The 26,130-nt window shown below is 68.0% G+C and carries 32 protein-coding genes, 1 tRNA gene and 1 pseudogene; 15 read left to right on the forward strand and 19 right to left on the reverse strand.

Features of this window, described 5'->3' with window-relative positions; all coding sequences use genetic code 11:
• Positions 1-55 precede the first annotated feature (55 nt).
• Genes A8M77_RS32345 through A8M77_RS32355 form a run of 3 tightly spaced genes read left to right on the forward strand, consistent with a single transcriptional unit; the run spans position 56 to position 1,304 of the window.
• Positions 56-256: a response regulator transcription factor gene (locus A8M77_RS32345; RefSeq protein WP_086925578.1), complete on the forward strand. Its 201-nt coding sequence runs from the start codon at positions 56-58 to the stop codon at positions 254-256.
• The gene (locus A8M77_RS32350; RefSeq protein WP_086925579.1) at positions 253-738 is read left to right on the forward strand and encodes a glycoside hydrolase family 108 protein; all 486 of its coding nucleotides are present in this window, start codon (positions 253-255) and stop codon (positions 736-738) included. The genes A8M77_RS32345 and A8M77_RS32350 overlap by 4 nt, the downstream gene beginning before the upstream one ends.
• Positions 739-740: 2 nt before the next feature.
• The gene (locus A8M77_RS32355; RefSeq protein WP_086925580.1) at positions 741-1,304 is read left to right on the forward strand and encodes a hypothetical protein; all 564 of its coding nucleotides are present in this window, start codon (positions 741-743) and stop codon (positions 1,302-1,304) included.
• A gap of 82 nt (positions 1,305-1,386) precedes the next feature.
• On the opposite strand, the gene A8M77_RS32360 is transcribed toward A8M77_RS32355, so the two are convergent.
• Complete coding sequence (locus A8M77_RS32360) at positions 1,387-1,602, reverse strand: hypothetical protein (protein WP_086925581.1); 216 nt, start codon at positions 1,600-1,602, stop codon at positions 1,387-1,389.
• Entirely contained in the window at positions 1,586-1,969 is a 384-nt protein-coding gene (locus A8M77_RS32365) for a hypothetical protein (RefSeq protein ID WP_143694855.1), read from the reverse strand. The genes A8M77_RS32360 and A8M77_RS32365 overlap by 17 nt, the downstream gene beginning before the upstream one ends.
• A 100-nt stretch (positions 1,970-2,069) precedes the next feature.
• Here A8M77_RS32365 and A8M77_RS32370 point away from each other — a divergent pair, with 100 nt between their 5' ends.
• Positions 2,070-2,867, forward strand: a complete 798-nt coding sequence (locus tag A8M77_RS32370; protein ID WP_086925583.1) for an SOS response-associated peptidase — start codon at positions 2,070-2,072, stop codon at positions 2,865-2,867.
• A gap of 187 nt (positions 2,868-3,054) precedes the next feature.
• Here the strand turns inward: A8M77_RS32370 and A8M77_RS32375 are convergent, their stop codons facing one another.
• Both A8M77_RS32375 and A8M77_RS32380 read right to left on the reverse strand, forming a co-directional pair.
• Positions 3,055-3,234, reverse strand: a complete 180-nt coding sequence (locus A8M77_RS32375) for a DUF3606 domain-containing protein (protein WP_086925584.1) — start codon at positions 3,232-3,234, stop codon at positions 3,055-3,057.
• A 102-nt stretch (positions 3,235-3,336) separates the two neighbouring features.
• Positions 3,337-3,612 (reverse strand): helix-turn-helix domain-containing protein, encoded by a 276-nt coding sequence (locus A8M77_RS32380; protein ID WP_086925585.1) that lies wholly within the window; start codon positions 3,610-3,612, stop codon positions 3,337-3,339.
• An 85-nt stretch (positions 3,613-3,697) separates the two neighbouring features.
• Between A8M77_RS32380 and A8M77_RS32385 the strand changes: the two genes are divergently transcribed.
• Positions 3,698-4,438: a hypothetical protein gene (locus tag A8M77_RS32385; RefSeq protein WP_086925586.1), complete on the forward strand. Its 741-nt coding sequence runs from the start codon at positions 3,698-3,700 to the stop codon at positions 4,436-4,438.
• A 55-nt stretch (positions 4,439-4,493) separates the two neighbouring features.
• On the opposite strand, the gene A8M77_RS36315 is transcribed toward A8M77_RS32385, so the two are convergent.
• From A8M77_RS36315 to A8M77_RS32430, 12 genes are all read right to left on the reverse strand, one after another.
• Complete coding sequence (locus A8M77_RS36315) at positions 4,494-4,646, reverse strand: hypothetical protein (protein ID WP_158101037.1); 153 nt, start codon at positions 4,644-4,646, stop codon at positions 4,494-4,496.
• A gap of 12 nt (positions 4,647-4,658) precedes the next feature.
• Complete coding sequence (locus A8M77_RS32390) at positions 4,659-4,952, reverse strand: hypothetical protein (RefSeq protein WP_086925587.1); 294 nt, start codon at positions 4,950-4,952, stop codon at positions 4,659-4,661.
• A gap of 88 nt (positions 4,953-5,040) precedes the next feature.
• Entirely contained in the window at positions 5,041-5,346 is a 306-nt protein-coding gene (locus tag A8M77_RS35770; RefSeq protein ID WP_143694856.1) for a hypothetical protein, read from the reverse strand.
• A gap of 52 nt (positions 5,347-5,398) precedes the next feature.
• Entirely contained in the window at positions 5,399-5,617 is a 219-nt protein-coding gene (locus A8M77_RS35775; protein WP_143694857.1) for a hypothetical protein, read from the reverse strand.
• 256 nt (positions 5,618-5,873) lie between these two features.
• Positions 5,874-5,948, reverse strand: a tRNA-Arg gene (locus A8M77_RS32395).
• A 34-nt stretch (positions 5,949-5,982) separates the two neighbouring features.
• Positions 5,983-10,047 (reverse strand): translocation/assembly module TamB domain-containing protein, encoded by a 4,065-nt coding sequence (locus tag A8M77_RS32400; protein WP_086925588.1) that lies wholly within the window; start codon positions 10,045-10,047, stop codon positions 5,983-5,985.
• Positions 10,048-10,049: 2 nt separating this feature from the next.
• Positions 10,050-11,942, reverse strand: coding sequence for an autotransporter assembly complex protein TamA (locus tag A8M77_RS32405; protein ID WP_086925589.1), 1,893 nt, complete (start codon positions 11,940-11,942; stop codon positions 10,050-10,052).
• A 63-nt stretch (positions 11,943-12,005) separates the two neighbouring features.
• Entirely contained in the window at positions 12,006-12,920 is a 915-nt protein-coding gene (locus A8M77_RS32410) for a 2OG-Fe(II) oxygenase (protein ID WP_086925590.1), read from the reverse strand.
• A gap of 157 nt (positions 12,921-13,077) precedes the next feature.
• Positions 13,078-14,265 (reverse strand): vWA domain-containing protein, encoded by a 1,188-nt coding sequence (locus tag A8M77_RS32415; RefSeq protein WP_086925591.1) that lies wholly within the window; start codon positions 14,263-14,265, stop codon positions 13,078-13,080.
• Positions 14,266-14,271: 6 nt separating this feature from the next.
• Positions 14,272-14,883 carry a GNAT family N-acetyltransferase gene (locus A8M77_RS32420; RefSeq protein WP_086925592.1) on the reverse strand — a complete coding sequence of 204 codons (612 nt, stop codon included), beginning with the start codon at positions 14,881-14,883 and terminating at the stop codon, positions 14,272-14,274.
• A 5-nt stretch (positions 14,884-14,888) separates the two neighbouring features.
• Positions 14,889-15,125, reverse strand: a complete 237-nt coding sequence (locus A8M77_RS32425; protein WP_443273340.1) for a hypothetical protein — start codon at positions 15,123-15,125, stop codon at positions 14,889-14,891.
• Between the two features lie 2 nt (positions 15,126-15,127).
• Entirely contained in the window at positions 15,128-15,970 is an 843-nt protein-coding gene (locus tag A8M77_RS32430) for an AAA family ATPase (protein ID WP_086925594.1), read from the reverse strand.
• 161 nt (positions 15,971-16,131) lie between these two features.
• On the opposite strand from A8M77_RS32430, the gene A8M77_RS32435 reads away from it, so the two are divergent.
• Positions 16,132-16,815, forward strand: coding sequence for a c-type cytochrome (locus tag A8M77_RS32435; RefSeq protein ID WP_086925595.1), 684 nt, complete (start codon positions 16,132-16,134; stop codon positions 16,813-16,815).
• A gap of 62 nt (positions 16,816-16,877) precedes the next feature.
• Here A8M77_RS32435 and pcaG read toward each other — a convergent pair whose 3' ends face one another.
• Together pcaG and pcaH are read right to left on the reverse strand one after the other, a co-directional pair.
• Entirely contained in the window at positions 16,878-17,486 is a 609-nt protein-coding gene (pcaG, locus tag A8M77_RS32440; RefSeq protein ID WP_086925596.1) for a protocatechuate 3,4-dioxygenase subunit alpha, read from the reverse strand.
• Positions 17,487-17,502: 16 nt separating this feature from the next.
• Positions 17,503-18,234 carry a protocatechuate 3,4-dioxygenase subunit beta gene (gene pcaH, locus A8M77_RS32445; RefSeq protein ID WP_086925597.1) on the reverse strand — a complete coding sequence of 244 codons (732 nt, stop codon included), beginning with the start codon at positions 18,232-18,234 and terminating at the stop codon, positions 17,503-17,505.
• A gap of 101 nt (positions 18,235-18,335) precedes the next feature.
• On the opposite strand from pcaH, the gene A8M77_RS32450 reads away from it, so the two are divergent.
• Positions 18,336-19,295 carry a LysR substrate-binding domain-containing protein gene (locus tag A8M77_RS32450; protein ID WP_086925598.1) on the forward strand — a complete coding sequence of 320 codons (960 nt, stop codon included), beginning with the start codon at positions 18,336-18,338 and terminating at the stop codon, positions 19,293-19,295.
• Here the strand turns inward: A8M77_RS32450 and A8M77_RS32455 are convergent.
• Positions 19,271-19,705: a DUF1841 family protein gene (locus tag A8M77_RS32455; protein WP_086925599.1), complete on the reverse strand. Its 435-nt coding sequence runs from the start codon at positions 19,703-19,705 to the stop codon at positions 19,271-19,273. The genes A8M77_RS32450 and A8M77_RS32455 overlap by 25 nt on opposite strands.
• Positions 19,706-19,766: 61 nt before the next feature.
• On the opposite strand from A8M77_RS32455, the gene A8M77_RS32460 reads away from it, so the two are divergent.
• The 8 genes and pseudogenes from A8M77_RS32460 to A8M77_RS35780 all read left to right on the forward strand — a co-directional run.
• Complete coding sequence (locus A8M77_RS32460) at positions 19,767-20,717, forward strand: LysR family transcriptional regulator (protein ID WP_086925600.1); 951 nt, start codon at positions 19,767-19,769, stop codon at positions 20,715-20,717.
• A gap of 29 nt (positions 20,718-20,746) precedes the next feature.
• Entirely contained in the window at positions 20,747-21,334 is a 588-nt protein-coding gene (locus tag A8M77_RS32465; protein WP_086925601.1) for a hypothetical protein, read from the forward strand.
• 143 nt (positions 21,335-21,477) lie between these two features.
• The gene (locus A8M77_RS32470; RefSeq protein ID WP_086925602.1) at positions 21,478-21,990 is read left to right on the forward strand and encodes a hydroxyquinol 1,2-dioxygenase; all 513 of its coding nucleotides are present in this window, start codon (positions 21,478-21,480) and stop codon (positions 21,988-21,990) included.
• Between the two features lie 26 nt (positions 21,991-22,016).
• Complete coding sequence (locus A8M77_RS32475) at positions 22,017-23,024, forward strand: hydroxyquinol 1,2-dioxygenase (RefSeq protein ID WP_086925603.1); 1,008 nt, start codon at positions 22,017-22,019, stop codon at positions 23,022-23,024.
• Positions 23,025-23,196: 172 nt separating this feature from the next.
• Entirely contained in the window at positions 23,197-23,457 is a 261-nt protein-coding gene (locus A8M77_RS37550; RefSeq protein WP_443273349.1) for a hypothetical protein, read from the forward strand.
• 70 nt (positions 23,458-23,527) lie between these two features.
• On the forward strand, positions 23,528-24,991 hold the full coding sequence (locus A8M77_RS32485) for an aldehyde dehydrogenase family protein (protein WP_086925605.1): 1,464 nt from the start codon (positions 23,528-23,530) through the stop codon (positions 24,989-24,991).
• A 37-nt stretch (positions 24,992-25,028) separates the two neighbouring features.
• Positions 25,029-26,003, forward strand: coding sequence for a tripartite tricarboxylate transporter substrate binding protein (locus tag A8M77_RS32490; protein WP_086925604.1), 975 nt, complete (start codon positions 25,029-25,031; stop codon positions 26,001-26,003).
• A gap of 20 nt (positions 26,004-26,023) precedes the next feature.
• Positions 26,024-26,130, forward strand: a pseudogene (locus A8M77_RS35780) (maleylacetate reductase); the annotation flags it as partial.

The following is a 26,130-nucleotide window of genomic DNA, read 5'->3' on the forward strand; positions in this document are numbered from 1 at the left end:
TACCTGACGCCCAGCCAATGGGCCGACCTGATGCCCTACACCCCAAGGAACAGGCGTGAAAACCGAACTGACACGCCGTGAGCGCGATGTTCTCGTGCTGATCGTCAAGGGCCTCAACAACAAGCAGATCGCCCGCGAGTTGGGCCTGAGCTTCTACACCGTGAAGAACCACGTCGGCCGGCTCTTTGACCGGATCAATGTGGCGTCGCGCCTGGAGGCCGCAGTTTGGTACATGCAGGAGGGAAACACCCCATGAACTTCGACGAAGCATTCGAGCGTCTGATCGATGTCGAGAAGGGCTATGTCAACGATCCGCGCGACCCCGGCGGCGAGACCAAGTTCGGCGTCAGCAAGCGCAGCTATCCGGGCGAGGACATCCCCAACTTGACGCTGGCGCGCGCGAAAGCGATCTACGCCCGCGACTTCTGGGGCCCGGCCGGCTGCGACGCGCTGCCCGACATGCTCAAGTTCGAGATGTTCGACCTGGCCGTCAACACCAGCGCGCCAGGCAAGCCTGTGACCGCGATCAAGCTACTTCAGCGGGCGGTGGGCGCCTTCGACGATGGCGTGCTCGGCCCCAAGACGCTGCAGGCAGCGCAGACGATGGAGTCCAACAGGGCACTTCGTCGCCTCCAGGCCGTCCGGCTGCTCTACTACGCCGCGATTCCCAAGGAGCGCCGCGACCCGTTCCTTGCGGGCTGGGTCAACCGCGTGGCCGACAACATGCTGGAGGCCTGAGCATGGCGGACTTCGATTGGAAGCGCCTGGTCGCCGGCATCGCGCCGGCGCTGGGCACCGTCCTGGGCGGCCCGCTGATCGGCGCTGCCGTGGCCGAGCTCGGCGCCGCGCTGCTGGGCAACCGCGATGCGACCGAGGCTGACATCGCCGCCGTGCTGTCCACCGGGCGCCTGGGTCCCGAGCAGGTCGTCGCGATCAAGCAGGCCGAGAACGCGCTGGCCATCCGCATGCGCGAGCTCGACATCGACGTGCTCAAGATCAATCAGGCAGCCGAGGACGCTTACCTGCGCGATGTGCAGGATGCGCGCGCCCGCCAGGTGGCCACGCGCGACCCGACGCCCCAGGTCATCCTGGCCGTGCTGTTCCTGCTGTGGGCCGGCACCTTCGCGGCGTTCTACTTCGGAACGCTGCCGGCGGACGAGTTCATCAGGGCGCTGATCGTGCGGGCCTATGCCACCGTCGAGACGGGCCTGACAGGCGCCATCGCCTACTTCATCGGCTCCAGCCGCGGCAGCAAGGCCAGCGGCGACGCGGTGCGCAAGATCGCTACGAAGGGGGCCGCGTAGGAGTTGCAAAGAGCGACGCGTGCCCCTGATTGCAAAGATGGACGTGTGAACACGGGTCCCCCGCTGCGGACGGCGAGCCGCATCAGGCTGGCATGTCCCAATCCTCGCGCGCAACCTGCACTGGGTCGCGGGCGCCATGCACCGGATAGAGTTCGTTCGCCAGGTCGTAGACCTGATGCTCGTCGGCCATGCCCTCGGCCAGGCGACACCACTCATTTGCGAATGCAAGCTGCCATTCCTGGTGGTGGCTCAGCGGTTTGCCGAGCTGCAGCGTCGGGGTCTCAGGCTGCCAGATCATCGTGTTCCTCATTTTGAAACGCTTCCAACCCTGGGATTTCGCCGCGGCGGCGCGCCTCGGCACGCGCAACGACGGGGTCTGGCGTGGTCGGCTGGTGCCTGTCCCAGGGCAGAGGCACGCACCACCAAGTCTGCGGATAGCGGTCGGACTTGATGTTCTTCATGGCTCTGCGGCGGGCCACCACCTCGAGTCCGCTGATCAGCACCCCGTCCTTGACGCGACGGATCCTGGCGCGGTCGAGCGGCGGAATGACATATGTGTCGCCGTCCGGTCGCAGCAGCACCGCCAGCCAGATGCTGCGGCCCGGCCTCGGGTCATGGAGCCGTTCCCGGTAGACGAGATTGCCAACGCGGCGCCCGTAGAGCACCAACTCCTTGCTGGGGAGCTTCTCGCCCTCGTGCCGTGTCCTGTAAACCACCCAATCCACTGGTTGAATATACAGTAGCCGGACCGGCTACAGTGGGCCCATGTGCAACCGTTACATCGCTCCGGAAGAGGGAGAGATCGAGCGCTTCTGGCACGTCGGTTCCCGCAACCAGCCGAAATGGCAGCTCGAGATCTTCCCGCGCGCGCCAGGACCTTTCATCCGCCGACGGCGGCACGCGGCCGGCTACGAACGCGAGCTGGTAGTGGGGCAATGGGGCCTGGTCCCTTGGTTCGCCAAGGAGCCGAAGCTCAGGTACCCGACGAACAACGCCCGCAGCGAGGAGCTGGCGGAGAAGGCTAGCTACAAGGATCCATGGAAGCGCGGGCAGCGCTGCATCATTCCGGCGGACGCCTTCGACGAGCCTTACTGGGGGCCGCACGAGCAGCCCTTCAGCAGGTGCGAGTGGTGGCGCTTCCGCCGCGCCGACGGCGCGCCCTGGGGCCTGGCTGGCCTCTGGAACGTCTGGGGGGACAACGCCACTGGCGACGAGTTCGAGAGCTACACCATGCTGACGATCAACGCCGACGGCCATCCGCTGATGGGGCGCATGCACAAGCCCGAGGTGGAGCCGGCAACGAAGCTGGTGCTGCCGCTGGAGCGCCAGGACAAGCGCAGCGTGATCCCCATCGAGGCAGCCGACTTCGATCAATGGCTCGAAGGCACTGTCGAGCAGGCGCAGCAGTTGCTCAAGGTCCCGCCGGCCGAGATCTTCGACGCAGGCCCCGCGCCGCCAGACCCACCACGCGCCGCGAAGCCGAAGCCCGAGCGGGCCAAGCCAAAGGCTCAGGAGCCTGCGCCACCGCCAGTGAAGCCCGAGGACGAGCCGGAGCTCTTCTAGGCCCGGCCCTTGCGAAGACCTTCACCCAACCAACCAACTCAGCCTCCGGATTGCAGCAGCACGGCGCCGCGGCACCGCCGCAGCTGCAGCCTCCTTCGGTCGCGACCTCGGAGGGGCGATCGGGATGGTTCTCGCACACCCAGCCAGACCACGCGCAAATTGGGCAACCTGCAGCCATGGCGATTCGCTACTTGTGGCCGGCCAGCCACTTTCGAACAGCATCCGCGGAGTTGCCGACGGCCTGCACAGCCATGCGCAGCTGGTCCTCGGTGCAGCCGAGGCTCGCCGCCCAATCGCGCCTCTCGTGCTCCTGCTCCAGCGAAATAAGTTTGCGATCGAGGCCGGTTTTGTTCGGGTCGTCTGCCATGTTGTCTCCTGTTGTGGTCGGGACCAGGGTGCCGAGCCAGGCCGAAGGCGGTGTAGGCCCGGTCCGTTCGCGCGCGTGGGCTTTTTTAGGATTGCAGGTTGGCTACCGCTGGGCCGGCTGCGGCAGCGCAGGCGGGATTTGGCGGCGCGGCCGCGTGTTCAGTGCTGATGGAGCTTTGGGTTGCCGGTTCGCGCGGCGCTGCGCGGCCTCTGCTCTGGCCTTTTCGGCGAGAAAGGCAAGCAGGTCCGCACGCACAAACAGCCAGCTGCGGCCGAACTTCAGCCCCGGGATCTCGCCCACGCGCGCGAGCTCCTCGATCTGGCTGGGAGTGCAGCGCAGGAGCTCGGCGCATTCTTCGGATCCGATGGTCTCGTTCATCGCTTGTCCTCCTCGATGGCTTGTGGCGACAATCCGGCGAAAACCTCACTTTGAGCACATGGCAATATCCAGACGGCGCCGGACCATGGTGCGCGAGGAGCACTTTACGGGTCTCACCTGCCGGTTTGCCGCTGGCGGCCTTGCGTTCAGCGAGTGGATCGGGGCTGCGGAGCGCGAGGCTGAATGCCTGGATCTTGGCGACACGTTTGGCGAAGTGGCCGAGCGCCTCAAGCCGATTGCGTCGCGAGCCCCGTTGCAGGTTGTGGTCAATCCACGTGAGCCGAGCGTTTCCGAACTCCGGCGGATCCTCAGGGCAGGGCAGAAGGCGGACTTGCCGCGCGAGGCCATCGCAGTCGATCATGGGCTCGGCCGCCGCTACATCAGGCGATGGGGCGTCGAACCACCCTCAGGCGTGTATGCGGAGGGCCAGCCGTTGGTGGTGGTGGGGTTCTTCGACGGCGTGCCGATCGGTTATGTTGGCATGCAGATGGTGGCATTGCGCATTTCGGATCTGCGCCAGGTCACGGCGTTGTGCAAGCTGGCGTTGATCTACGTGCTGCCTCGATGGAGGGGTCAAGGCTTCAGCATGGATTTCTCTGTGGCGTGCAGTTGGATCGCCCAAGATGTGGTCAGCGCGGCATATCGTGCGATGCCTGCCGGCTGGCGCCTCGAAGCCGTGCTCACCGCGGACTACGAGTCGGAAGGTGGGGAGCGAGTCGCGCTGCAGGTCGGCGAGGGCATGCAGTACAGGCTCGATGTGCTTCGCGAATCCGGGCCGAGGAAGTCCGTGATCGTAGGCGGCGTGGAGATGGACGCCGGGTACTAGGCGTCCCGACGAAGGCCCATACCGCGGAAAGAGGCGAAAAGCTCGCTTCAGGCCGTCAGCGCACCCTGCGCGCATAGGCTCGCCAACATTTCAAGACTTCCTCCTCGCCGCCCTGCTGCTGGATGAGCGTGCCGATGTAGGCTGCGCGGGCCGTCTCGATCTGCTTGATAGATGCTCCGTCAGCTTCGACGATTGCTGTGTATTTCATGTGCGCGTGACCCTACTCAACCTTGGTCTGGAATCCGGTCCGGCGCGTCAGGTGCCGAACCGCAAGCTGCATTCCTTGCTCGAAGGCGCTCTCTTGGGTGTCGCCGGTCCATCGCGTGGGCACGTTGCCCAATCGCTGGCGCGGGCCTACGCCGTTGGTATCGTGAAGGTAGACGTGAAAAGGATAGGCATCGAGCGACGCGTCGTAAGCGGTCACGACGACGACCTTGTGTCCCTCGCAGTAGCCCTCTCGTACATATCGGGGCCCGTTTTCGGTCTGCACAATGTTCTGAACCGCCGTCTGCATGCCTTCTCCTCGGGTTGGAAGCAGCAGTGTGCCAGCCTCGGCGCAAGAAAAAGCCCGCCGGAGCGGGCTTCGTAGGGCAGCATGATTGCTACTTTGAGTTGTTGGTCCTGCGCCGTACGCCGATGACGAACGCGGAAACCAGGCCAACCACGGTGGTGCCTCCGATCACGCCCGCGACAGCGTCGTGATTCGCCATTGCTAGGTGGTACGACGCATACAGAGCGCAGAACCCAATTACGAGGCCAGCAACGATTCCGAGAAGTCGTTCGACGAAGACAAAGGTGTTGACCCTGGTTGTCTCACTACGTCGAAAATTGCCTTCCTTCGTGGTTTCGTCAAAGACCCATGGCACCCGATCAGGTGCGATCTGGTGAAGTTTCTCGATCTGTGCCATCGGCAGTATCGGAGCATCCGTCTGGTGCTCTGATACCGTCAGGTGGCGATCTCTATCCTTGAGTTGCGCCGTAGTTGATCGCCCCACTTCTTTCCCTCTTTTCCCGCTCTATTGTTTTTTCCATGTCCTTGCCCACGAGTCGCCAGTCGCCGGCGATTCGCTCGGCGTCTAAGCGTCGATCTCCCGGCTTAGGGTATCGGTATTGAGGGGCCGTGCCGAATGCAGACAGCACGTCACCCACTCCCATGAGGAAGTTCTTGAGGTGTTCCATGTTGATGCTCCTTCGGTTCGCCGCTGACAACTTGTAACGGCTTCGCTATTAACGATGGTACCAAACGGGCGTTGTTTGGCTATAGGTAGCGGCTTACAGCATCGCTCTAGTTGTGGACGCGTATCGGGAATTCCTCACCGAATCGCCGCAAGGTATATGCCAGTGAGACCGAGCTGGGCTCCCGCCTGGCCGCAAGGGTACTTTGTCCCGGCGCGGTCCCGGCGAGCGGGAAAATTGAACAAAATCAACCGCATACTGGTGCCCCCGACAGGAATCGAACCTGTATCTGAGTCTTAGGAGGACCCCGTTCTATCCATTGAACTACAGGGACGGAAGGCGGTCGCGACTTTACCAGTTCGTCGTGGTCAGTCGTATTTCAGCGTGTAGATGAGGTCGATGCCGCTCTGCTGCCCGGCCTGCCCACGCAGGGTGAGGCTGCGGGTGAGGTCGTAGAACATGAACAGGGTGCCCAGCGTGCCCGAGAGACTTCGCTCGTAGGTCACGTAGAAGTCCTTCGACAGCCGCTTGCCCAAGGTGACCGCCGACTCGCGCACTTCGCCGCCGCTGCTCGGGCCCTTGAAGCCGATCTCGTCCAAGCCGAAGCGGCTGGCGAGCCCGCCGCCCGAACTGCCCGAGCCCAGCTTGCCCAGCAGCGCCAGCGCGGCCTGCTGCAGGAGCAGCGATTCGCCGCCGCTGGTGGCCGAGGCGCGGCCCAGGATCACCCAGGACAGCGTCTCGGCGTCCGACAGCGCGGGCTCCGAATAGAGGCGCACGCGCGGGGACTGCGCGCTGCCGGTGATCTGCACGCCGGCGCGCTGCGAGATGTTGGGCCGGATCGCGAGGATGTCGAGCGCTGGGTTGTCGTAGGGGCCGTTGAAGCGGGCGATGCCGGTCTCCACGTCGAGCCGCTGGCCGTAGGCGCGGTACTGGCCCTTGACCGTATGCACTTCGCCGCTGATGCGCGGCGGCGCGTTCAGCGCGGTGCTGCGGATGTCGAGCTTGCCCTCCAGCCGGGTCGTGATGCCGCGTCCCTGCACGGCGAAGTCTTCGCCGAGGTCGAAGCCGATGGCGATGTCGGGCGGCTTCGCGGTCTCGGCCCGCGCGCCTTGCGCCGCTTGGCTGGCGGCCTCACTGGCTGCCTGGCGCCGGGCGGTTTCGGCGGCCTCGCGGTCCTTGGCGGCCGAACGCACGACCACGTCGCTGCCGAGGCTGGGCGCGGTCTCGTCGGGGAGGATGATCACGGCGCGGTCGGTCTTCAGGTTGCCGCGCACGGTGAACTGGCCGTTGTCCAGCCGCGTCTGCAGGTCGCCCGAGAGCGTGACCTGCCGGTCGGTGCGCACCAGCACGCGCAGCTTGCGCAGCTGCGTCTGCACCGCCAGGCGGATGCCGGTGCCCGTGGCAGGCGCCGGGCCCCAGCTCAGCTCGCCGCGTGCCGACAGGCTGCCGCCGTCGCTCGCGGCCTCGCTGGCCGCGGTGCTGAGGTTGCCGCTCTGGCCCGGGATGCGGGTGGCGCTGCCGGTGCCGCCCTTGAGGGTGAATTCGGTGATCTCGATGCGCTCGCCGGTGAGCGCGGCGCGCAGGCGGCCGTTGCGCAGGTCCAGGCCTTCGACCAGGGCGCGCAGCGCCAGCTGGTCGGCCGCCAGCGTGCCGTTCCAGCGCGGCAGTGTGCGGTTGCCGGAGAGGGCGGCGTCGGCTTCCAGCGTGCCGGCCACGCGCCAGCCCGGGGGCGCCAGCATCGACCACACGCCGAGGTTGGGCAGCCGGGCGCTGACCTTCCCGGCCAGCGGCGCGTCGGCCGCCCATTGCCAGCCGCCGGCGCGCTGCTGCACCTGCGTGCTGGCCTCGGCGCGGATCTGGCCGGCGCGCTCGCTGTCCCAGGCCAGGGTGGCCCGGAGGGTGTCGCCTTCGGCATCCAGACCGAGTTCGGCGCGGCGCAGCCCGGCCGGCGTGCTGGGGCCTTCGCCGGCCGTGTTCATCGTGCGCTCGCCGGCGGTGCCGGTGCCGCGGCTGGTGATGCGGGTGACCAGCGCGGCCTCGCCGGCCTGCACGCGGATGTCGCCGCTGGCGCGCGTGACGCGGGCGCGGGCGCGCAGCGTGTCGCCGGCATCGATGTCCCAGTCGCCGTCGAACAGCAAGTCGCCGCTGAGGCCCATCTCGGTCAGGGCCGCGCTGCTGCCCAGGGCCTCGGCCCAGGCCATCGGCAGGCCGCGCAGGCGGCCCTGCGACTTCAGCCGGAACACGCGGCTGGCGTCCGCGCCGCTGTGGCTGTAGCGCAGCGGCTCCCAGTCGATGCGTACCGTGCCCGGGACTGGGCCGCGCAGCGTGGCGCCAGCGGCGGAGGCCTCGACCTCGAGGCGGCCGGCATCACCGCTTCTCACCGTGGCGGCGAGCGGCCGTTCCACCTCAAGGATCCAGGGGCCGGGTCGCGTGCTGTCCTGGGCCTGCACCCGCAGGCTGGTGATGGAGGCACGCCATTGCCTCGCGCGTTCCAGCCCGCCGCTGGCCCGGGCATCCAGCGTGAGCTTCTGCGTGCCGGTGGCGGCCTCGCCCTGGAGCGCGAGCGTGGCCTGCGCCAGGCTGCCGGCGAGGTCGGCGCGCAGATCGCGCAGCTGGATGTCGGTGGCCGTGCCGCCCTGGGCGGGTGGCGGCAGCTGGACCGCGAGGCGCGGCACCGTGAGCAGCGCCTTGACCGTCGGCTCGGCCTGGCCGCGGGCGGCCGGCGCGCTCGCGTTCTGCAGCCGCCGCTGCACCGCCTGCCAGCCGCCCTGCCAGCTGGCGTCGAGCTGTGCGCTGCCTTGCGCCGTGGCGCCCGCGAACACGGCCGACAGCTCTGGCAGGCCTTCCACCCAACGCTGCAAGGCGGCGGCATCGTCGATGCGCGCATGGATCTCGCCGCCGCCGCTGGCCGGCGCGATGCGGCCCTGGATCTGCGCCTGCCCGCCCGGCATCGAGAGCTTCAGGTCGCCATTGCCGCCTTGCTCGGCGATGCGCAGCTGCAGCTTGCCTTCGAGGGTGGCGTTGGCGGCCGCCACGCGCAACGTGCGCAGGTCCAGCACCTGCGTCGACAACTGGTACTGGCCGCGGGCCAGGGCGCGGTCGAGGCGAAGCCCCTGCAGCGCCTTGCTGCCGGCGCCGCGCCCGGCCTGCAGCGCGACATCGAACACGAGGGTGTCCTCGCGCTGTCCGGCCTCGATGCGGCCGCTCACCGGCGGGCCGGCCAGCTCGGTGTGCAATGCGCCGGGGTTCACGCCGCCCACCGTCGCATGGATGTCCCAGGGCGCAGGTGCGGGGCTCCAGTTGCCCTTCGCATCGATGCGACCACCGCCGGCGCGCACGGTGGCCTCGGGCAGCGTCCAGGTGCTGCCGTCGAAGCTGGCGCGGGCCTGCACCTGCTCGACCGGCAGCCGGCCGCCGTCCCAGGGGCCGGGCCGCGCATTGCGGATGTCGGCGCGGGCCTGCCAGACCGTGCTGCCAACCGGTGCGCTTGCATCGGGGCCAGCCTGGATCTCGCCGCTCAACAGCGTGGCGGGGGCGTCGGGCCAAAGCAGGGCCAGGTCGAGGTTCTGCAGCTTCGCATCGGCGTCGATCACGGGCTGCGGCAGCCAGGGCGCGATGTGGGCGCGCAGTTGCGCCTCCATCGGGTCTGCCGCGCCGGGTTCGGCGGGCCGGACCTGTGCCTCGATGGCCAGCCGCGCATCCGCCGTGGCGAGCGTGCCTTTGGCGCTGGCGCTGGCCAGCACGTCGATGGCGCGGTCTTCGGCCAGCGGCGCCCGGATCCGGCCCTCGAGCGCGGCGTCGAGGGCCATCGGCGCCGGGCCCTGCAGCGTGACGCGTGCGGCGTAGTGGCCTTCGGCGATGTCCACGCCGTCGATTACGAGCCGGTGTTCGTCGCCTTCGTAGCGATAGCTGCCCGCCAGCTTCTCGGCCTTCAGCGCGGGCGGGCCGGCCCACTGCACGGTGTCGATGCTGAAGGGCAGCTCCACCGCCACCGGCAGCACGATGGGCGCGAGCGGTTCGAGCGGCTTGTCCTCCTTCGGGCCGCGCGGCTCGATGAGCACTTGCGCCGCGTGCACCTCGCCCAGCTTCACCTTGCGCTCGAGCAGTGGCGGCAGCGTCCAGCCGATGGTGGCCTCGTGCACCTCGACGGCCAGGCTCTCGCTCTGCCAGCGCAGCCAGCCGATGCGCCCGCCGGCGCGGATCGAGCCGCTCACCTCGCGGCTTTCCAGGCTCTGGCCGGCCGGCAGGTAGCGCGCCGCCCGGGCCAGCGCGAAGGCGAGCGACTCGTTCGTGCCCAGCCACCACCAGGCGCCGCCCACGAGCGCGCCCACCAGCACGACCAGGCCGAGCAGGCTCCAGGCCAGCGCGCGCAGTGCGCGCCGGGCACGCGAGCGCCGGGGCGGGGAGGAGGGGGGCGAGGCGTCCGGCTGCATGGTCAGAAGGTGAAACCCAGCCGCAGGTGGAGCCTGAACTTCTTCGTGTCCACGCCATAGGCCAGGTCGGCCTGCACCGGCCCCACCGGGCTGCGCCAGCGCGCGCCCACGCCCAGGCCGACCTTGGTCTTGAGATCGCCGGGCTTGTCCGCGACGGCGCCGGCATCGACGAACACGACGCTCTCCCAGTCGGTCGGCTTGCCCTGGTGGATGTAGGGCTGCTGCCATTCGACGCTGGCCACCGTGAGATAGCGTCCCGCGATGATCTGCCCGTCGGCGCGCTCGGTGCCGATCTGGCGGTAGCCGTAGCCCCGCACGGTGGTGTCGCCGCCGGTCAGGAACATCAGGGTGGAGGGGATCTGGGCCCTGTCCTGGGCGACCACCGCGCCGGCCTCCGCGCGCAGCTGCAGGCGCCCGCGGCGTGCCTCGGTCGCCTTGTCGCCCTCTTCGGCGCGGCCCAGCGGCACGATGCCGAGCCAGCGGCCGTAGACGCGGGTGAAGGGCAGGCGTTCGCCGGTCAACGTGTAGCCGGCGCCCACCTCCAGCGCCACGCCATGCCCGCGCGTCGGCGCGCTCATGTCGTCGAAGTAGCGCCCGGTCCAGCCCCAGTTGATCGACAGCGCCGAGGCCGAGGGCGGCGCGTTGAAGCCGCGGTTCTGCGCGTAGTCGTACTGCAGGAAGTAGTTGTAGTCGATGTGGTCGCTGGTCTTGCCGATGCCGCCGCGCAGGCGGCCGCTGTCGACCTTGTAGCTGCCCGAGGTCTCGCTCTTGAGCTGGCCGGAGCCGAAGCGGCGCCAGCCCTTGTCGTCGGGGATCTCGTTCCACTCGGTGCCCAGCGACTGGGTCTCGCGGTCCACCGATAGCTTGGAGACCGCGCGCCAGCCCAGAAGGGGCATGCGGTTGTGGATGTGGTCCACCGACAGCCGCGGCCCGCTGTCGGTGGTGAAGCCGGCGCCCAGCACCACCTTCTGCAGCGGCGCCTCGCGCACCTGGGCGATCACCGGGGCCCACAGCGGGTTGTTGCCGTCGGTGTCGAGCGTGAGGAAGACCGAGTCGTAGTAGCCGCTGCTGGCCAGGCGCTGCTGCGCATCGAGCAGCTTCTGCTGGTCGTAGTCGCTGCCGGTCGGCAGCCGCGCGATGCGGCGCGCGCCGTCGGCGTCGTAGCGTTCGCTGCCGCGCACGTCCAGCGGGCCGAATCGGTAGGCCGGGCCGGATTCGTAGCGCACGTGCAGCCCGGCCTGGGCGCGGTCGGCATCGATCTCGGCCCGGCTCAGCGCCACGCTGCCGGTCGGAAAGCGCCTGGCCGTCAGGCTGCGCAGTGCGGCCGCCTTGGCGTTGTCCCAGCCGGTCTGGGTAAAGGTCTCGCCGGTACGCAGCGGCCAGTCGCGGCGGATCGCCTCGCGCTGGGCCGCGGCCTCGGGGTCGCTGGCGATCGGGCCGCTGAAATCGATATCCACTGCGCGGATCCGCGTCGGCTCGCCCGGCTCCACCGTGATGCGCACCTCGCGCGGCGCCTTGGCCTGGGGTGTCTCCTTCAGTTCCAGGGCGAGCGTGGGCGTGAAATAGCCGAGGGTGCCGAGCAGTTCGCGCGCATTGGCCTCGGCCGCCACCATCAGGCGCGAGAGCTCGGCCGCGCCCAGGTCGTCGAGCTGGCGGTAGCGCTGGATCTCCAGATTGCGCACGAGGTAGTCGCGCACCGTGTCGGGGGCCTGCACCTCCACCGTGAACGCTTCGCGCGTGCCGGACGGACGGTCGCCCACCACGGGGCTGGCGCCGGTTTCCTCCTGCGCCGCTTCGCTCTTCGGCAGCAGGCTGCAGCCTTGCACGAGAAGGATGCCTGCACAAAGAAACGCCGGCATCCAAGCCGGCGCGAGCCAACGGAGCACCCTGAGCATGCGGTCATTTTGACAGCACGCCCGGCGAGGCCCCGTAGGCGGGGGCCGCGCAGCGTTCGCTCGCTAGGCGCGCCCGGTCACCTTGCGCGCCAGCATCCAGACCGCCGGCGGCGTCAGCATGCGGGCGATCGCCTTGGCGCGGTCGACGCGGTGCGTCTTCATGAACACCGAGGCCGATTCGTCGCCGTGCTGCTTGCCGGCCAGCGGGCTGGTGTAGTAGTAGGCCGCCACCGAGCGGCGCGGCCGGCCGTCGGGCGCCTGCAGCGGCTTGGTGTGGCCGTGGTAGCTCACCGGGCCGTGCGGCAGCAGGATGGTGCGGCCGAACTCGGGCTGCACGGTGGTGACGCAGCGGTCGTGCTTCTTGTCCCAGAGCTCCAGGGCCGATCCCCAGTCGGGGTTCCAGCCCTTGTTGAGGTAGGTGATGAAGACCATCTCGTTCTTCAGCCCCAGGTGGCGGTGGCGGTTGAAGTCGCGGTGCACGGCGAAGGTCGCGCCGGTGCGGCTCTCGTGCAGGCCGCCGCCGAAGAGCTTCGGGTCGGACAGCAGGTAGGGCACGCCGGTCAGGGAGGACAGCCAGTCGATGAACCAGCCGGAATGGATGATGTCGAAGTACAGCTGCGTCGCCGGCGCCAGCGTCGGGCCGAGCACCGAGCGTCGGGTCGATTCGTAACGGCTCTTGACGTCGGTCCAGTTGTCCGGCTGGGCCTCGAATTCCTCCAGCACCAGCTCCAGCAGGGCGGGATGGAAGATGTCGTCCAGCACCAGGTGAGGGAAGGGGCGGGCGGCCATCAGCTGGTCACGCAGCTGCTCCCGTTTCTCCTCCGAGAAGAGATCCCGGTTGACCAGTTCCGTCCGCGGCAGGCGCACGCCGCGGATGCTCACGAAATCGGCGGGCTGGAACCGCGCCTCGGGCGCTGCCGGCGGCAGCGGCTGTTCGAGGACCGGTGGATCGAGCGGCAGGGACAGTACGGCGGACATGGCAACACCTCCAACGGAATCCGCGTCATTGACGCGTCTTATTTGAATCCTTAGGTGTTAAATGTAACTCCAGGTCTCAGGTTTGTGACAACTTTTTTCGCATTAGCTCCTGCATTCAAAGTATCACCGCCTGCCTATGCCGTCCGTCAGACGCGGCCTACTTCGACAGCAACCGCATGGACTCCTCCAGGCCCTTGAGCGTGAGCGGGAACATGCGGTGGGACACGAGTTGTTGCATGACCGAGATGCTTTGCCGGTATTGCCAGACTCCCTGGGGCTCCGGATTGATCCAGGCGAACTTGGGAAAGGCGTGGGTCAGGCGCTGGATCCACTCGGCGCCGGCCTCCTCGTTGTTGTATTCGACGCTGCCGCCCGGCTGCAGGATCTCGTAGGGGCTCATGGTCGCGTCGCCGACGAAGATCAGCTTGTAGTCCTTGTTGTACTTGCGGATGATGTCCCAGGTCGGGAACTTCTCGGAGAAGCGCCGCCGGTTGTTCTTCCACATGAAGTCGTAGACGCAGTTGTGGAAGTAATAGAACTCCAGGTGCTTGAACTCGGTCTTGACGGCCGAGAACAGCTCTTCGACGCGCTGCACGTGCTCGTCCATCGTGCCGCCCACGTCCATCAGCAGCAGCACCTTGACGTTGTTGTGGCGCTCCGGCCGCATCTTGATGTCGAGATAGCCGGCGTTGGCCGCGGTCTTGTGGATGGTCTCGTCGAGGTCGAGCTCGTCCTCGTGGCCCTCGCGCGCGAACTTGCGCAGCTTGCGCAGCGCCATCTTGATGTTGCGCGTGCCCAGCTCCTGGCTGTCGTCGTAGTCCTTGTAGGCGCGCTGGTCCCACACCTTGACCGCGCTCTTGTTCTTGCCCGCGCCGCCGATGCGGATGCCCTGCGGGTTGTAGCCGCCGTGGCCGAAGGGCGAGGTGCCGCCGGTGCCGATCCACTTGCTGCCGCCCTCGTGGCGCTCCTTCTGCTCCTCGAAGCGCTTCTTGAGCGTCTCCATGAGCTCGTCCCAGCCCATCTTTTCGATCTTGGCCTTCTCCTCGGCCGTGAACTCGCGCTCCAGCGTCTTGCGCAGCCAGTCGAGCGGCACTTCCTTGGTGAAGTCGGTCAACAGCTCCACGCCCTTGAAGTAGGCGGCGAAGGCGCGGTCGAACTTGTCGTAGTGCTTCTCGTCCTTCACCAGCGCGGTGCGCGAGAGGTAGTAGAAGTCGTCGAGCCCGTAGGCACCGTCCGAGTTCGGGCCGACCACGTCGGCCTGCAGCGCTTCCAGAAGGCTCAGGTATTCCTTGACCGAGACCGGCAGCTTGGCCGAGCGCAGGGTGTAGAAGAAGTCGATCAGCATGGCGAATCACTCCTCGTTGCGGGAAGGACGCGGCTTGTCCAGCAGGTAGAGCAGCTGTGCCCGCACCTCGGGCCACTCGCCCGAGCGCAGGCTGTACATCACGGTGTCGCGGATGGTGCCGTCGCGGCGCAGCGCATGGCCGCGGATCACGCCGTCCTTGCGCGCGCCCAGGCGTTCGATGGCGCGCTGTGAGGCATGGTTGAAGTTGTCGGTGCGCCAGCCCACCACGTGGCAGCCCAGGGTGTCGAAGGCGTGGCTCATCATCAGCAGCTTGCAGGTGGTGTTGACGTGCGTGCGCTGGCAGCGCTTCGCATACCAGGTGTAGCCGATCTCCACGCGCTTCACCGCGGGCAGGATGTCGTGGAAGCTGGTCGATCCGAGTACCGTGCCGCTGGCCTCGTCGGTGACGGCGAAGGCGAAACGGTGGCCGGCCTCCCGGGCCGCCAGCGCGGTATCGATGTAGGCGCGCGTCTCCTGCGGCTCGGGCACGGAGGTGATGCGCAGCGTCCACAGCTCGCCGTCGGCCGCGGCAGCGCGCAGGCCCTCCTCGTGGTCCAGCGCCAGGGGCACCAGCGCGATCCCGCGGGACCGCAGCGTGACGGGCTCGACGAATGCCATCTTCCTCAACTCCTCGGTGAACCGTATTTGCGCGTGAACCACATGCGCCCGAGCTGGGCGCCGGCGCCGCCGCCCAGGCCGATCAGCAGGATGCCGACGATGCTGCTGTTGCCGTAGCCGGCGCCGAAGGCATCGAGGCCGAACAGAAGGCCGAGCCAGCGGCCCAGGAGCGCGCCCGCGACGAACAGGACCGCCTGGGCCACGCCCAGCAGCAGCAACTGGCGGGTGGTGGGGCGGCTCACGCTCATCGGTTGTGGCGCTGCATGAAGACCAGCTTCTCGAACAGGGTCACGTCCTGCTCGTTCTTCAGGAGCGCGCCCACCAGCGGCGGCACCGCGACCTTGTCGTCCTTGCTCTGCAGCGCCTCCAGCGGGATGTCCTCTGCCACCAGCAGCTTGAGCCAGTCCAGCAGCTCGGAGGTCGAAGGCTTCTTCTTCAGGCCGGGCAGGTTGCGCACGTCGTAGAAGGTCTTCATCGCGGCGGCGAGCAGGTCCTGCTTGAGGCTGGGGAAGTGCACCGCCACGATGCTCCTCATGGTCTCGGCGTCGGGGAACTTGATGTAGTGGAAGAAGCAGCGGCGCAGGAAGGCGTCGGGCAGCTCCTTCTCATTGTTCGAGGTGATGAAGACCACCGGCCGGTGCTTCGCCTGCACCAGTTCGCGCGTCTCGTAGCAGTAGAACTCCATGCGGTCGAGTTCGCGCAGCAGGTCGTTCGGGAATTCGATGTCGGCCTTGTCGATCTCGTCGATCAGCAGTGCCACCGGCTGGTCGGCCGTGAAGGCCTGCCACAGCACGCCCTTGACGATGTAGTTGTGGATGTCCTTCACCCGCTCGTCGCCCAGCTGCGAATCGCGCAGCCGGCTCACCGCGTCGTATTCGTAGAGGCCCTGCTGGGCCTTGGTGGTGGACTTGATGTGCCACTGCAGGAGCGGCAGGCCGATCGAACTGGCGACTTCCTCGGCCAGCATCGTCTTGCCGGTGCCCGGCTCGCCCTTGACCAGGAGCGGGCGCTTGAGCGTGATCGCCGCGTTCACGGCAAGCATCAGATCCTGTGTGGCGACGTAGTTGTCTGAACCCTTGAATTTCATGGATGGCAAGTGGAAGAGCAGGGTGGATGAAGGGACCCAACATTCCATTCATCTGCGTTGCGCGACGCTCGCTGCCTCACGCGCGGGACCGCCGAGGACCCCCGCATATAATCAAATGTTGACTTGAAGAAACCAGTTCTCCACGAGATTGTGCGCGCAAAATGAACAAGTTGTTGTCCACGGTGTTTGCCCTCGCTGTCGCTTGTGTGACGGTCTCGGCCCAGGCCCAGAAGATCACGGGCAGTGCCGAAAATGGTTCGAAGAAGGTGGCGATGTGCGTGGGTTGCCACGGCATCATCGGCTACCAGGCCAGCTTCCCTGAGGTTCACAAGGTCCCGATGATCGCGGGCCAGAGCGCTACCTACATCGTCTCGGCCCTCACGGCCTACAAGGGCGGCGACCGCAAGCATCCCACCATGCGCGCCATCGCCGATTCGCTGAGCGAGCAGGACATCGCGGACCTCGCCGCCTATTACAGCCAGCTCGGCGTGCAGGAAGGCGATGCGCCCCCCGCCACCGCCGCGCGCCAGCCCAGCGAACGCGTGCAGGCCCTGATCTCGCGCGACAAGGACAACGCCTGCACCAAGTGCCATGGCGCCAACTTCAACACGCCGAACGACGGCACGGTGCCCAAGCTGGCCGGCCAGCATGCCGACTACCTGCTGGTCGCCCTGAAGTCCTACAAGGTCGAGAAACACCTGACCATCGGCCGCTCCAACGGCGTGATGAGCGGCCAGGCCAAGAAGTTCAGCAATACCGAGCTGAAGGAACTGGCCAGCTACGTCAGCTCGCTGCCCGGCGAACTGAAGACGGTGCCGGAGTCGCGCATCCACCACGCCAGGTAAGACGGCGTTGCTCAACAAAAAAGCCCGCGGCGAGCGGGCTTTTTCTTGGGTCGCGCGGACGCTCAGACATCGAAGAAGACAGTCTCGCTCGGCCCTTGCATGTGGATGTCGAAGCGGTAGGTGACCTGTCCGCCCGTCTCGCTGCGCTGCGCGACCAGCGTCTGGCGCCTTTCCGCCGGCACGCTGGCCAGCACCCCGTCCTCCGCGTTCGCCTTTGCCTCGTCGCTGAAGTAGAGGCGGGTGAAGGCGTGCAGCAGCATGCCGCGCATCAGCACGATCACGTTGACGTGCGGCGCCTCGCCGGCCGATTCGGCGCCCGGCTTGACGGTGTGGAACACGAAGCGGTTCTGCGCGTCGGTGCCGGTGCCCGCGCGGCCGAAGGCGCGGAAGCCGATGGCCTGCGCATCCTCCACAGACTGCGGGTAGGCGCCGGTGCCGTCGGGCTGGCTGATCTCGACCAGGGCATCGTCGATCGGCGTGCCGTTGCCGTCGATCACCCGGCCCTCGAGGCGGATGCGCTCGCCGCGTGCGTTGTCCAGCGCGAGCACCGCGTCGAAGGGCTGGTCGAAGTCGTAGCCGTACTGGGTGGCCGCGAGGCCGTACGCGAAGTAGGGGCCGACCGTCTGCGAGGGGGTCTGGCCGAAGTTGGTCTCGAGTGCGCTCATCATGATGTGTGTCTCCCGTGGCTCAACGGTTTTCGAAAGGCGTCTCGTCGGCGCCGCGCAGCACCATGTCGAACACGTAGCCGAGCGCGTAGCCCTCTTCGGTGACGTCGAGGCTGAAGTCGGCGATCAGGCGGTTGCGCACGTGCTCCGGCGTGCCGGTGAACATGGGGTCGTACTGGTGCAGCGGGTCGCCGGGAAAGTACATCTGCGTCACCAGGCGGCTGCCGAAGTGCTCGCCGAACAGTGACAGGTGGATGTGCTGCGGCCGCCATGCGTTCGGATGGTTGCCCCACGGATAGGCACCCGGCTTGATGGTGAGGAAGCGGTAGCGGCCCTCGTCGTCGGTCAGGCAGCGGCCGGCGCCGAGGAAGTTGGGGTCCAGGGGCGCGTCATGCTGGTCCACCTTGTGCACGTAGCGGCCGCAGGCGTTGGCCTGCCACAGCTCCACCAGCGTGTTGCGCAACGGGCGGCGGCGCTCGTCGAGCACCTGGCCGGTGAGGATCATGCGCTCGCCCAGCGGCTCGCCGTTGCGGCGGGCGTTGCGGGTCAGGTCGTGGTCCAGCTCGCCGATGCTGTCGTGGCCGTACACCGGCTGGCGCAGCTCGCCCAGCGAGGCCTTCAGCGGGATCAGTGCCTGCGTCGGCCCGCGCTTGGCGGTCGACTTGTAGCCCGAGTAGATGTACGAGGGATGGCTGGTCCAGTCGCGCGGCGTCAGGGTGGGCAGCGCGCCCTTCGGCGAGGGGGTGGAACTCATGAACTTGTCTCCGGGTTCGTGGGGATGGGTTGAACTGTATTCATGCGCATTGCTGATGTAAATTGAAGTTTTTGCGATTTTTCATAATCAACGGTAATTGAATGACCGCCAAGTCGGAAGCCTTTCTGCGCGGGGTGCAACTGCGGCATCTGCGCTGCTTGGTGGCGGTCGCCCAGGAGCGTCACCTGGCGCGCGCGGCCGAACGGCTGGCGCTGAGCCAGCCGGCGGTGTCCAAGACCCTGGCCGAGCTGGAAACGCTGGCGGGCGCGCGCCTGGTGGAGCGCGGCAGCGCGGGCCGGCGCGGCATCCAGGGCTTCACGGCCGCCGGCGAGCAGCTGCTGGCGCATGCGCTGCGCGTGCTGGAGGCGCTGGACGCCGGCGCCCAGGCGCTGATGCCGGCCTCGGGCGCCCGGCTGCAGCGCCTGCGTGTCGGCGCGCTGCCCAGCGTCGCGCCGTCGCTGCTGCCGCCGGCGCTGGCCGCGCTGCGCGAGCGGCTGCCCGAGCTCCAGGTGCAGGTTCACACCGGCGCCAACGCGTCGCTGCTCGATGCGCTGCGTGCGGGCGAACTGGACCTGGTGGCCGGCCGGATGAGCGATCCGCAACTGATGGCCGGCCTGACCTTCGAGCTGCTCTACACCGAGCCGCTGGCCCTGGTCGCGCGGGCCGGCCACCCACTGGCGAAGCTCACGCCCTCGGTGCAGGACGTGCTGCAGCACCCGCTGGTGGTCTACGGCGAGGGCACGATTCCGCGCCACCACACCGAAAGCTTCCTGTCGGGCCTCGGCCTGCGCCTGCCGGCGCACGTCACGCAGACGCTGGACCTCTCGGTGGCCCGCGCGCTGCTGATCCGCTCCGATGCGGTCTGGTTCACGCCCATCGGCGCGGCGCACGACGATCTGGCCAGCGGCCTGCTGGCGCGGCTGGCGGTCGATACCGTCGGCACGGAGGAACCGGTGGGCCTGCTCCTGCGCAGCGATGCCGAGCCCTCGCCGGCGCGGCAGACGCTCGTCGCGCTGCTGCGCGAGAGCAGCGCGGCTCAGTCCCGCGTGGCGCGCCGCTGAACGCAGGCCACGTAGGCCTGGCCGTCGGGCGGACGGCCGGCGCGCTGGCTCTCCCACATCATCTGCCCCAGGCATTCCATCGCTTCGTGGTGCGCATCCAGCAGCGAGTCGCGGCGCGCCGCCAGCAGCTCCACCGCCTGGCGGATGCCGCGCGGCTGGTCGATCGAGCACTGCTCGCTGATCGACAGATGCATCGAGAGATGGAGGAAAGGGTTCTCGCGCCCGTTCTGGCCGTCGTAGACCCGGGCCACCGCCGCATCGGCATCCATCAGGTCGGCGTGGTACTCGGGGTGCTCGTCGATCCAGCGGCTGGCGATGATCTCCAGTGCCTCCATCGGCAGGCCCTGCCGGCTCTTGGCGTAGACGTCGCAGAAGAAGCGCCGCACTTCCTCTTGGGTGGGATTGAACATGGGGCGAGATTAGCACCCGCCCCAGGGGCGCATGCGCTGTGCGGCCGCTACATTGCGAGCCATGGACCGACTTGAAAACATAGAGACATTCGTCCGGGTCGCGCAGACGCAGAGCTTCGCCGAGGCGGCGCGGCAGATGCGGGTGGCCAAGTCGGTGGTCACCACCCGCGTGAAGCAGCTCGAGGACCACGTGGGCGCGCCGCTGTTCCACCGCAGCACGCGCGTGGTCCGCCTCAGCGACGTGGGCCAGGCCTTCCTGCGCGACTGCACGGAGCTGGTGGGCCGGGCCCACGACGTGATGGACCAGATGCGCGGCGCGCGCGCCGGCCCGACCGGCACGCTGCGCATCCATGCGCTCACCGGCTTCGTGCTGGGGCACCTGGCCTCGGTGCTGCGCGCCTTCCAGGCCAGCTATCCCGACATCCATCTCGAGCTGATCGTGAGCGATGCGGTGGTCGACCCGGTGAAGGCGGGCGTGGACTGCGCGCTGCAGATCTTTCCGGCGGCCTCCACCGAGCTGATCTCCCGCCCGCTCTTCCCCGTGCGCCGGGTGTTCTGCGCCACACCCGAGTACCTGCGCGCGAACGGCACGCCGCAGAGCCCGCGCGACCTGCACAAGCACCGGCTCGGCCTCTATTCCGGCTACCCGAGCCGCGACCGCTGGACCTTCCACCACGAGGGCGAGCAGATCACGCTGTACATGACCGCGGCGCTCCTGACCAACAGCGTGCACCTGCTGCGCGAGTACGCGCTGGAGCACGCGGGCATCGTCTGCCTGCCGACGCTGGTGGCCGGCGACGCCATCCTGCGCGGCGAGCTGCAGGTGGTGCTGGCCGAGCACCAGCTGTCGTCCTTCTCGCTGAGCGCGGTCTATGCAGGCACCTCGCGCAATGCCTTCAAGCTCAAGCTCTTCATCGAGCACATCACCGCCGCCTTCACGCGCGTGGCGCCGTGGGACGCGGCCATGGTCGAGCGCGGGCTGCTGCCCGCTGCGCTCATCGCGGACGCCTGAAGCGGCGGCACGGCAGGCGGCATCGGCCCATGAACGAGGACAGGCCTCGCGTCGGCACGCTCCTCTTCGAAGGCAGGGACGCCCTCGAGACCGCGCTGTCGCCCGACGGCGAGGTTCGCATCGAAGTGCACCGCACGGACGACGAGCGCGCCGGAACGTGGATCACGGTCCAGCTCATCGACGCGGCGAGCGGCGAGGTGCTCGTGAGCGAGGCCAACCACCGCTCCCGCACCGCCCTGCGCTTTCCACGCGCAGGCATCGTGGCCGTCACGCTGACCGACCGCACCGGCGAGACCCGCGAGTTCGAGGTCGAGGCGGCGACACGCCGCTTCCGGATGTACCGCGAAGAGGTGTTCGAGCCGCTCGCGCTGCTGCCGTCCCGGCTGGGCCATGTCGAGCCGCGTCCGTACGTCTCGCCCCCGGCCGCGCGTTCGGCCCTCGCCGGTGTCTTCGACCTGGTCTGCGCCCTCGCCAGCCTGGTCTTCGTGATCGGCGGTGCCTGGATGATGGTGGCGGGCGAGACCGCCAAGGACCGGTGGACCGGGCTCGCCGGCGTGGTCTTCTTCGGCCTGTGCTTCTTCTCCTTCCTGTCCGACTGGCGCGGCCGCAAATCCTGATCCGCTCCCGGGAAAACCCTGCCGATTGACCGGGACCGCCGAACAATGCGGCCCGCATTTGAGGCCTACCGGATGGGGCCCGCTGTTCCTAGAGTTCACCCCATCGCAGCCATGCTGCATCGATGACCCCAGGAGACAAGCCCATGACCGCCACTGCCTACCAGACCCGCTTTGGTTCGCTCAAGAACTACGAGAAAGGCCATGTCGAGCCGATCGACGACGACGTCAAGCACTACGCGATGTCGAACTGCTTCGACATCGCCAGCAAGAGCAAGCCCTACGAGAAAGTCGTCTTCGGCCAGAACCAGATCTACGTGCTGGAAGCCCTGCGGGCCGAAGGCAGCTCGCCCTGGTACACCTGTGCGCATGACGAGTTCGCGCTCGTCATGGATGGCGATATCGAGATCCACCTCGTCAAGCTCGACGGCTCGCAGGCCGTCGCCGACGAGAACAAGAACGGCGCCGTCCTCGTCCAGGGCGAGCCCAAGGGCCAGAAGATGGGCTGGATGAAGCTCACGCGCGGCCACCAGGGCCTCTTGCCCAAGAACACCGCCTACCAGTTCCGCAGCCCCGGCGAACCCGGCGTCATCGTCCTGCAGACCTGCAAGGGCGATCTCTCCGTCGAGAAGTGGGCGGATATTTGCCAGACGCACTGACCCATCCGAATCCCAGGAGCCACACCATGAACGCCCCCGCAGAACTCGCCAAGGTCATCGCCTCCCAGCCCGACGCCACGCTCGGCTACAAGGACTTCAGCCTCGGCAGCTTCGGCTTCCGCCGCGACGAATACTTCGCCCACATCACCTGGAAGACCAAGGACGGCCGTCCGATGAGCCACACCATGGACATCGGCAACTACCTGCGCGCCCTCATGCGCGACGTCGCCTGGGGCTTCTTCTACGGCTGGGTCAACTTCGACGACGTGGTCGGCACCGTCAACCACTACCAGTCGGTCGACCTCTATGCCGGCAGCTACAACGGCACCATGAAGGAAGCCGGCATCGACCTGCTGGAGAACTTCCCCACTGCCCAGATCCGCGCCACCTTCGAGGCCATGCTCGACGACTGGACCAACGCGAGCTTCGACCCCTTCTCCGCGCCCCAGGAAACCGGCTCGCCCTATGGCCGCAAGAACGGCAACAACACCGCCAAGATCACCCGGGCGCGCGAGCTGGCCAAGCGCTGCGTGGGCCTCAAGGACGACCTGCGTCTGCGCAGCGACGACACCGGCGCCCCGGTCAACCGCGCCTTCGCCGACGTGCCCCAGGCCCAGCCCGAGCTGCACCCCGAGCCCGGCTTCGAGAACGAGGTCCATGCCTTCAATCTCTTCGGCTTCCTGAGCCGCTCGCAGGTCACCTGGAACCCCAGCTTCACCTCCGTCGTCAAGCACAGTTTCATGTGCCCGACCACCGAGGAGCACATCCTGCCGATCATCCACGGCAACGACCGCGTCGAGTGGTTCTTCCAGATGACCGACGAGATCCACTGGGACTGCGGCGACAAGAACACCGGCCGCCCCATGGCCCGCGTGATCATGAAGGCCGGCGACATGGCCGCCATGCCCGCCTACTGCCGCCACCAGGGCTTCAGCCCCAAGCGCTCGATGCTGCTGGTGTGGGAAAACGGCTCCCCGAGCCTGGTCTACGAGATCCAGAAGGGCGAGAGCCCCGAGATTCCCGTTTCCTTCTAGGCGACGACGCGCCGCTGGGCACCCGCCCGGTCCGGTCGGCGGCGCGTCCTTCCGAGCTTTGCTTCCTGTTTGAGGAGACATTCATGGCAGACCGCATCCGGTCCGATGCCGGGGCAGCCTCGCGCCGGCGATTCATACATGCAGCCACTCAAGTGAAAGAAGGAGACATGCCATGGCCCTCACCCATCAAACCATGACCGACGAGCAACGCAAGTCGGTCGCTCCAGCGCCGACCTGTTCGCCTGCGAGGGCACCAGCTACGGCGAGCATGCGGACGGCCCCTGGCGCGCCTGCGTGCCGGAGTGGGGCGCCGGCCGCTGGTGCGACGTGTTCAAGCGATTTCCTGATCCAGCGCTGCTTCATCTATCTCGACCCCGACTACGCGGGCAAGGACACCGCGCGTTATCCGTGGCTGGCCGGCAAGGCCGGCTGAACCTGAACAGGGAGTGCCTCTCATCATGAATCTCATCGACATCCAGAAGGCCGCCGGCCTGGAGACGCCGATCCGCCACCAGCTCTTCATCGACGGCCGCTTCGTCGATGCCGAGTCGGGCGAGACGCTGGCCACCCTCAACCCGCACGACAACTCCACCATCGTCGAAGTGGCGCTGGCTGGCAAGGCCGACGTCGACAAGGCCGTCGGGGCCGCGAAGCGCGCCTTCCCCGCCTGGAGCCGCATGGCCGCGGCCGACCGCGGACGCATCCTGCTCAGGCTGGCCGACCTGATCGAAGCCAACGCCGAGGAGCTCGCGCGCCTCGAATCGCTGGACACCGGCCACCCCGTGCGCGACTCGCGCGCACTGGACGTGCCGCGCACGGCAGCCTGCTTCCGCTACTTCGGCGGCATGGCCGACAAGTTCCAGGGCGAGACCATCCCGGTCGAGGCGGGCTTCCTCAACTACACCCTGCGCGAGCCGGTCGGCATCGTGGGCCAGGTGGTGCCGTGGAACTTCCCGCTCATGTTCACGAGTTGGAAGATGGCGCCCGCGCTCGCGGCCGGCAACTGCATCGTCATGAAGCCGGCCGAGATCACGCCGCTGACCTCTCTCAAGATCGTCGAGCTGATGGCGCAGGCCGGCATGCCCCAGGGCGTGGTCAACATGGTGCCGGGCCTGGGCAGCGTGGCCGGCCAGTACATCGCCGAGCACCCGGAGATCGCCAAGATCGCCTTCACCGGCAGCACCGCCACCGGCAGGCGCATCGTGGCGGCCAGCGCCGGCAACCTCAAGAAGGTGCAGCTCGAGCTCGGCGGCAAGGGGCCCAACATCGTCTTCGAGGACGCCAATCTCGCGGCCGCCGTCAACGGCAGCGCCTGGGCCATCTTCCACAACCAGGGCCAGGCCTGCATCGCGGGCTCGCGCCTCATGCTGCACGAGAAGATCGCCGATGCCTTCCTCGACAAGTTCATTCCGCTCGCGCAGTCGATCAGGCTGGGCAATCCGCTGGACGACGCCACCGAGATGGGCCCGCTCACCAGCGCCCAGCACCGCGAGCGCGTGCTGAGCTACGTCGAGGTCGCGAAGGGCGAGGGCGGCGAGGTGCTCGCCGGCGGCAAGGGGCTGGGCGGCGATCTCGCGAAGGGCTGCTACGTGGAGCCGACCGTGGTGCGCGCGAAGAGCTTCCGCGACCGCGTCGCGCAGGAAGAAGTGTTCGGCCCCTTCGTCACCGTGCTCACCTTCAAGGACGACGAGGAGGCGATGCAGATCGCCAACGGCACCGACTACGGCCTCGGCAGCGGCCTGTGGACCACCAGCCTGCAGCGCGCCCACAAGGTGGCGCGCGACCTGCACGCCGGCATGGTCTGGATCAACAGCTACAAGCGCGTGAACCCCGGCTCCCCCTTCGGGGGCGTGGGCCAGAGCGGCTACGGCCGCGAGATGGGCTTCGATGCGATGCGCGAGTACACGCACGTCAAGAGCGTGTGGGTCAACGTCGACGCGCAGATCCCGCCGCATTTCAAGCGCTGAACGAAGCAGCAATCACAAGAAAAGGAAGAAACGAAACATGGCCTCCATCGCGATCCGTCTTCTCGCCGCCTGCGGCCTGGCCCTGGCCGCGGCCGGGGCGCTCCACGCGCAGCCGGCCTGGCCCAGCAAGCCGGTGCGCGTGGTGGTGGCCTTCCCGCCCGGCGGCATCGTCGACACCGTCGCACGCCAGCTGCAGCCGCGCCTGCAGGCAGCGCTGGGCCAGCCGGTGATCATCGACAACCGCGGCGGCGCGGGCGGCACCGTGGCCTCGGCGGAAGTGGCCAGGGCCGCGCCCGACGGCCACACGCTGCTGATGGTGTTCGACAGCTACGCCACCTATCCGCTGGTCTATCCGAAGCTCACGTTCGACATCGCCAAGGATCTGCAGCCCGTGACGCAGATCGCGAGCAATCCGCTGGTGCTGGTCGTCAATCCCACGGTGCCGGCGCAGGACTTCAAGAGCTTCGTCGGGCTGCTCAAGAGCAAACCGGGCCAGCTCAACTACGCCAGCGTGGGCCCGGGCTCGAGCAATCACCTGACGGCCGAACTCTTCAAGGCGCAGACCGGCACCTTCGTCACGCACATCCCCTACCGTGGTGGCGGGCCCGCGCAGCAGGACCTGCTGGGTGGCCAGGTCGAGATGATGTTCCTCTCGGCCGTGCTCGCGCAGCCGCACGTCAAGGCCGGCAAGCTGCGCGCCCTGGCCCAGACCGGCGCGCAGCGCGTGCCGGCCTATGCCGACACGCCCACCGTCGCCGAGAGCGGCTACCGCGGCTTCGAGGTCAATTCCTGGGTCGGCCTGCTGGCACCGGCCGGCACGCCGCGGCCCGTGGTCGATCGGCTGCAGGCCGAGGTGCGCAAGATCGTCTCCGACCCGGCCTTCGACCAGCGCCTGCGCGAACAGGGCCTGACCGGCATCGCGAGCACGCCCGAGCAGTTCGCCACCGCGCTGCGCACCGAGCAGGACAAGTGGACCCGCCTCGTGCGCGAGCGCGGCCTGAGCCTGGAATAGAAGGACGAAAGAGGGCGGCCATGCATGCGTTCACCTACACCAGCCAGCCGCAGCGCGTGGTCTTCGGCCCCGGCAGCCTGGCGCAGCTGGGCCGCGAGATCGATGCCCTCGGGGCGAAGCGCGCCCT

It is taken from the genome of Variovorax sp. JS1663 (assembly GCF_002157355.1).
GTDB lineage: Bacteria > Pseudomonadota > Gammaproteobacteria > Burkholderiales > Burkholderiaceae_C > Variovorax.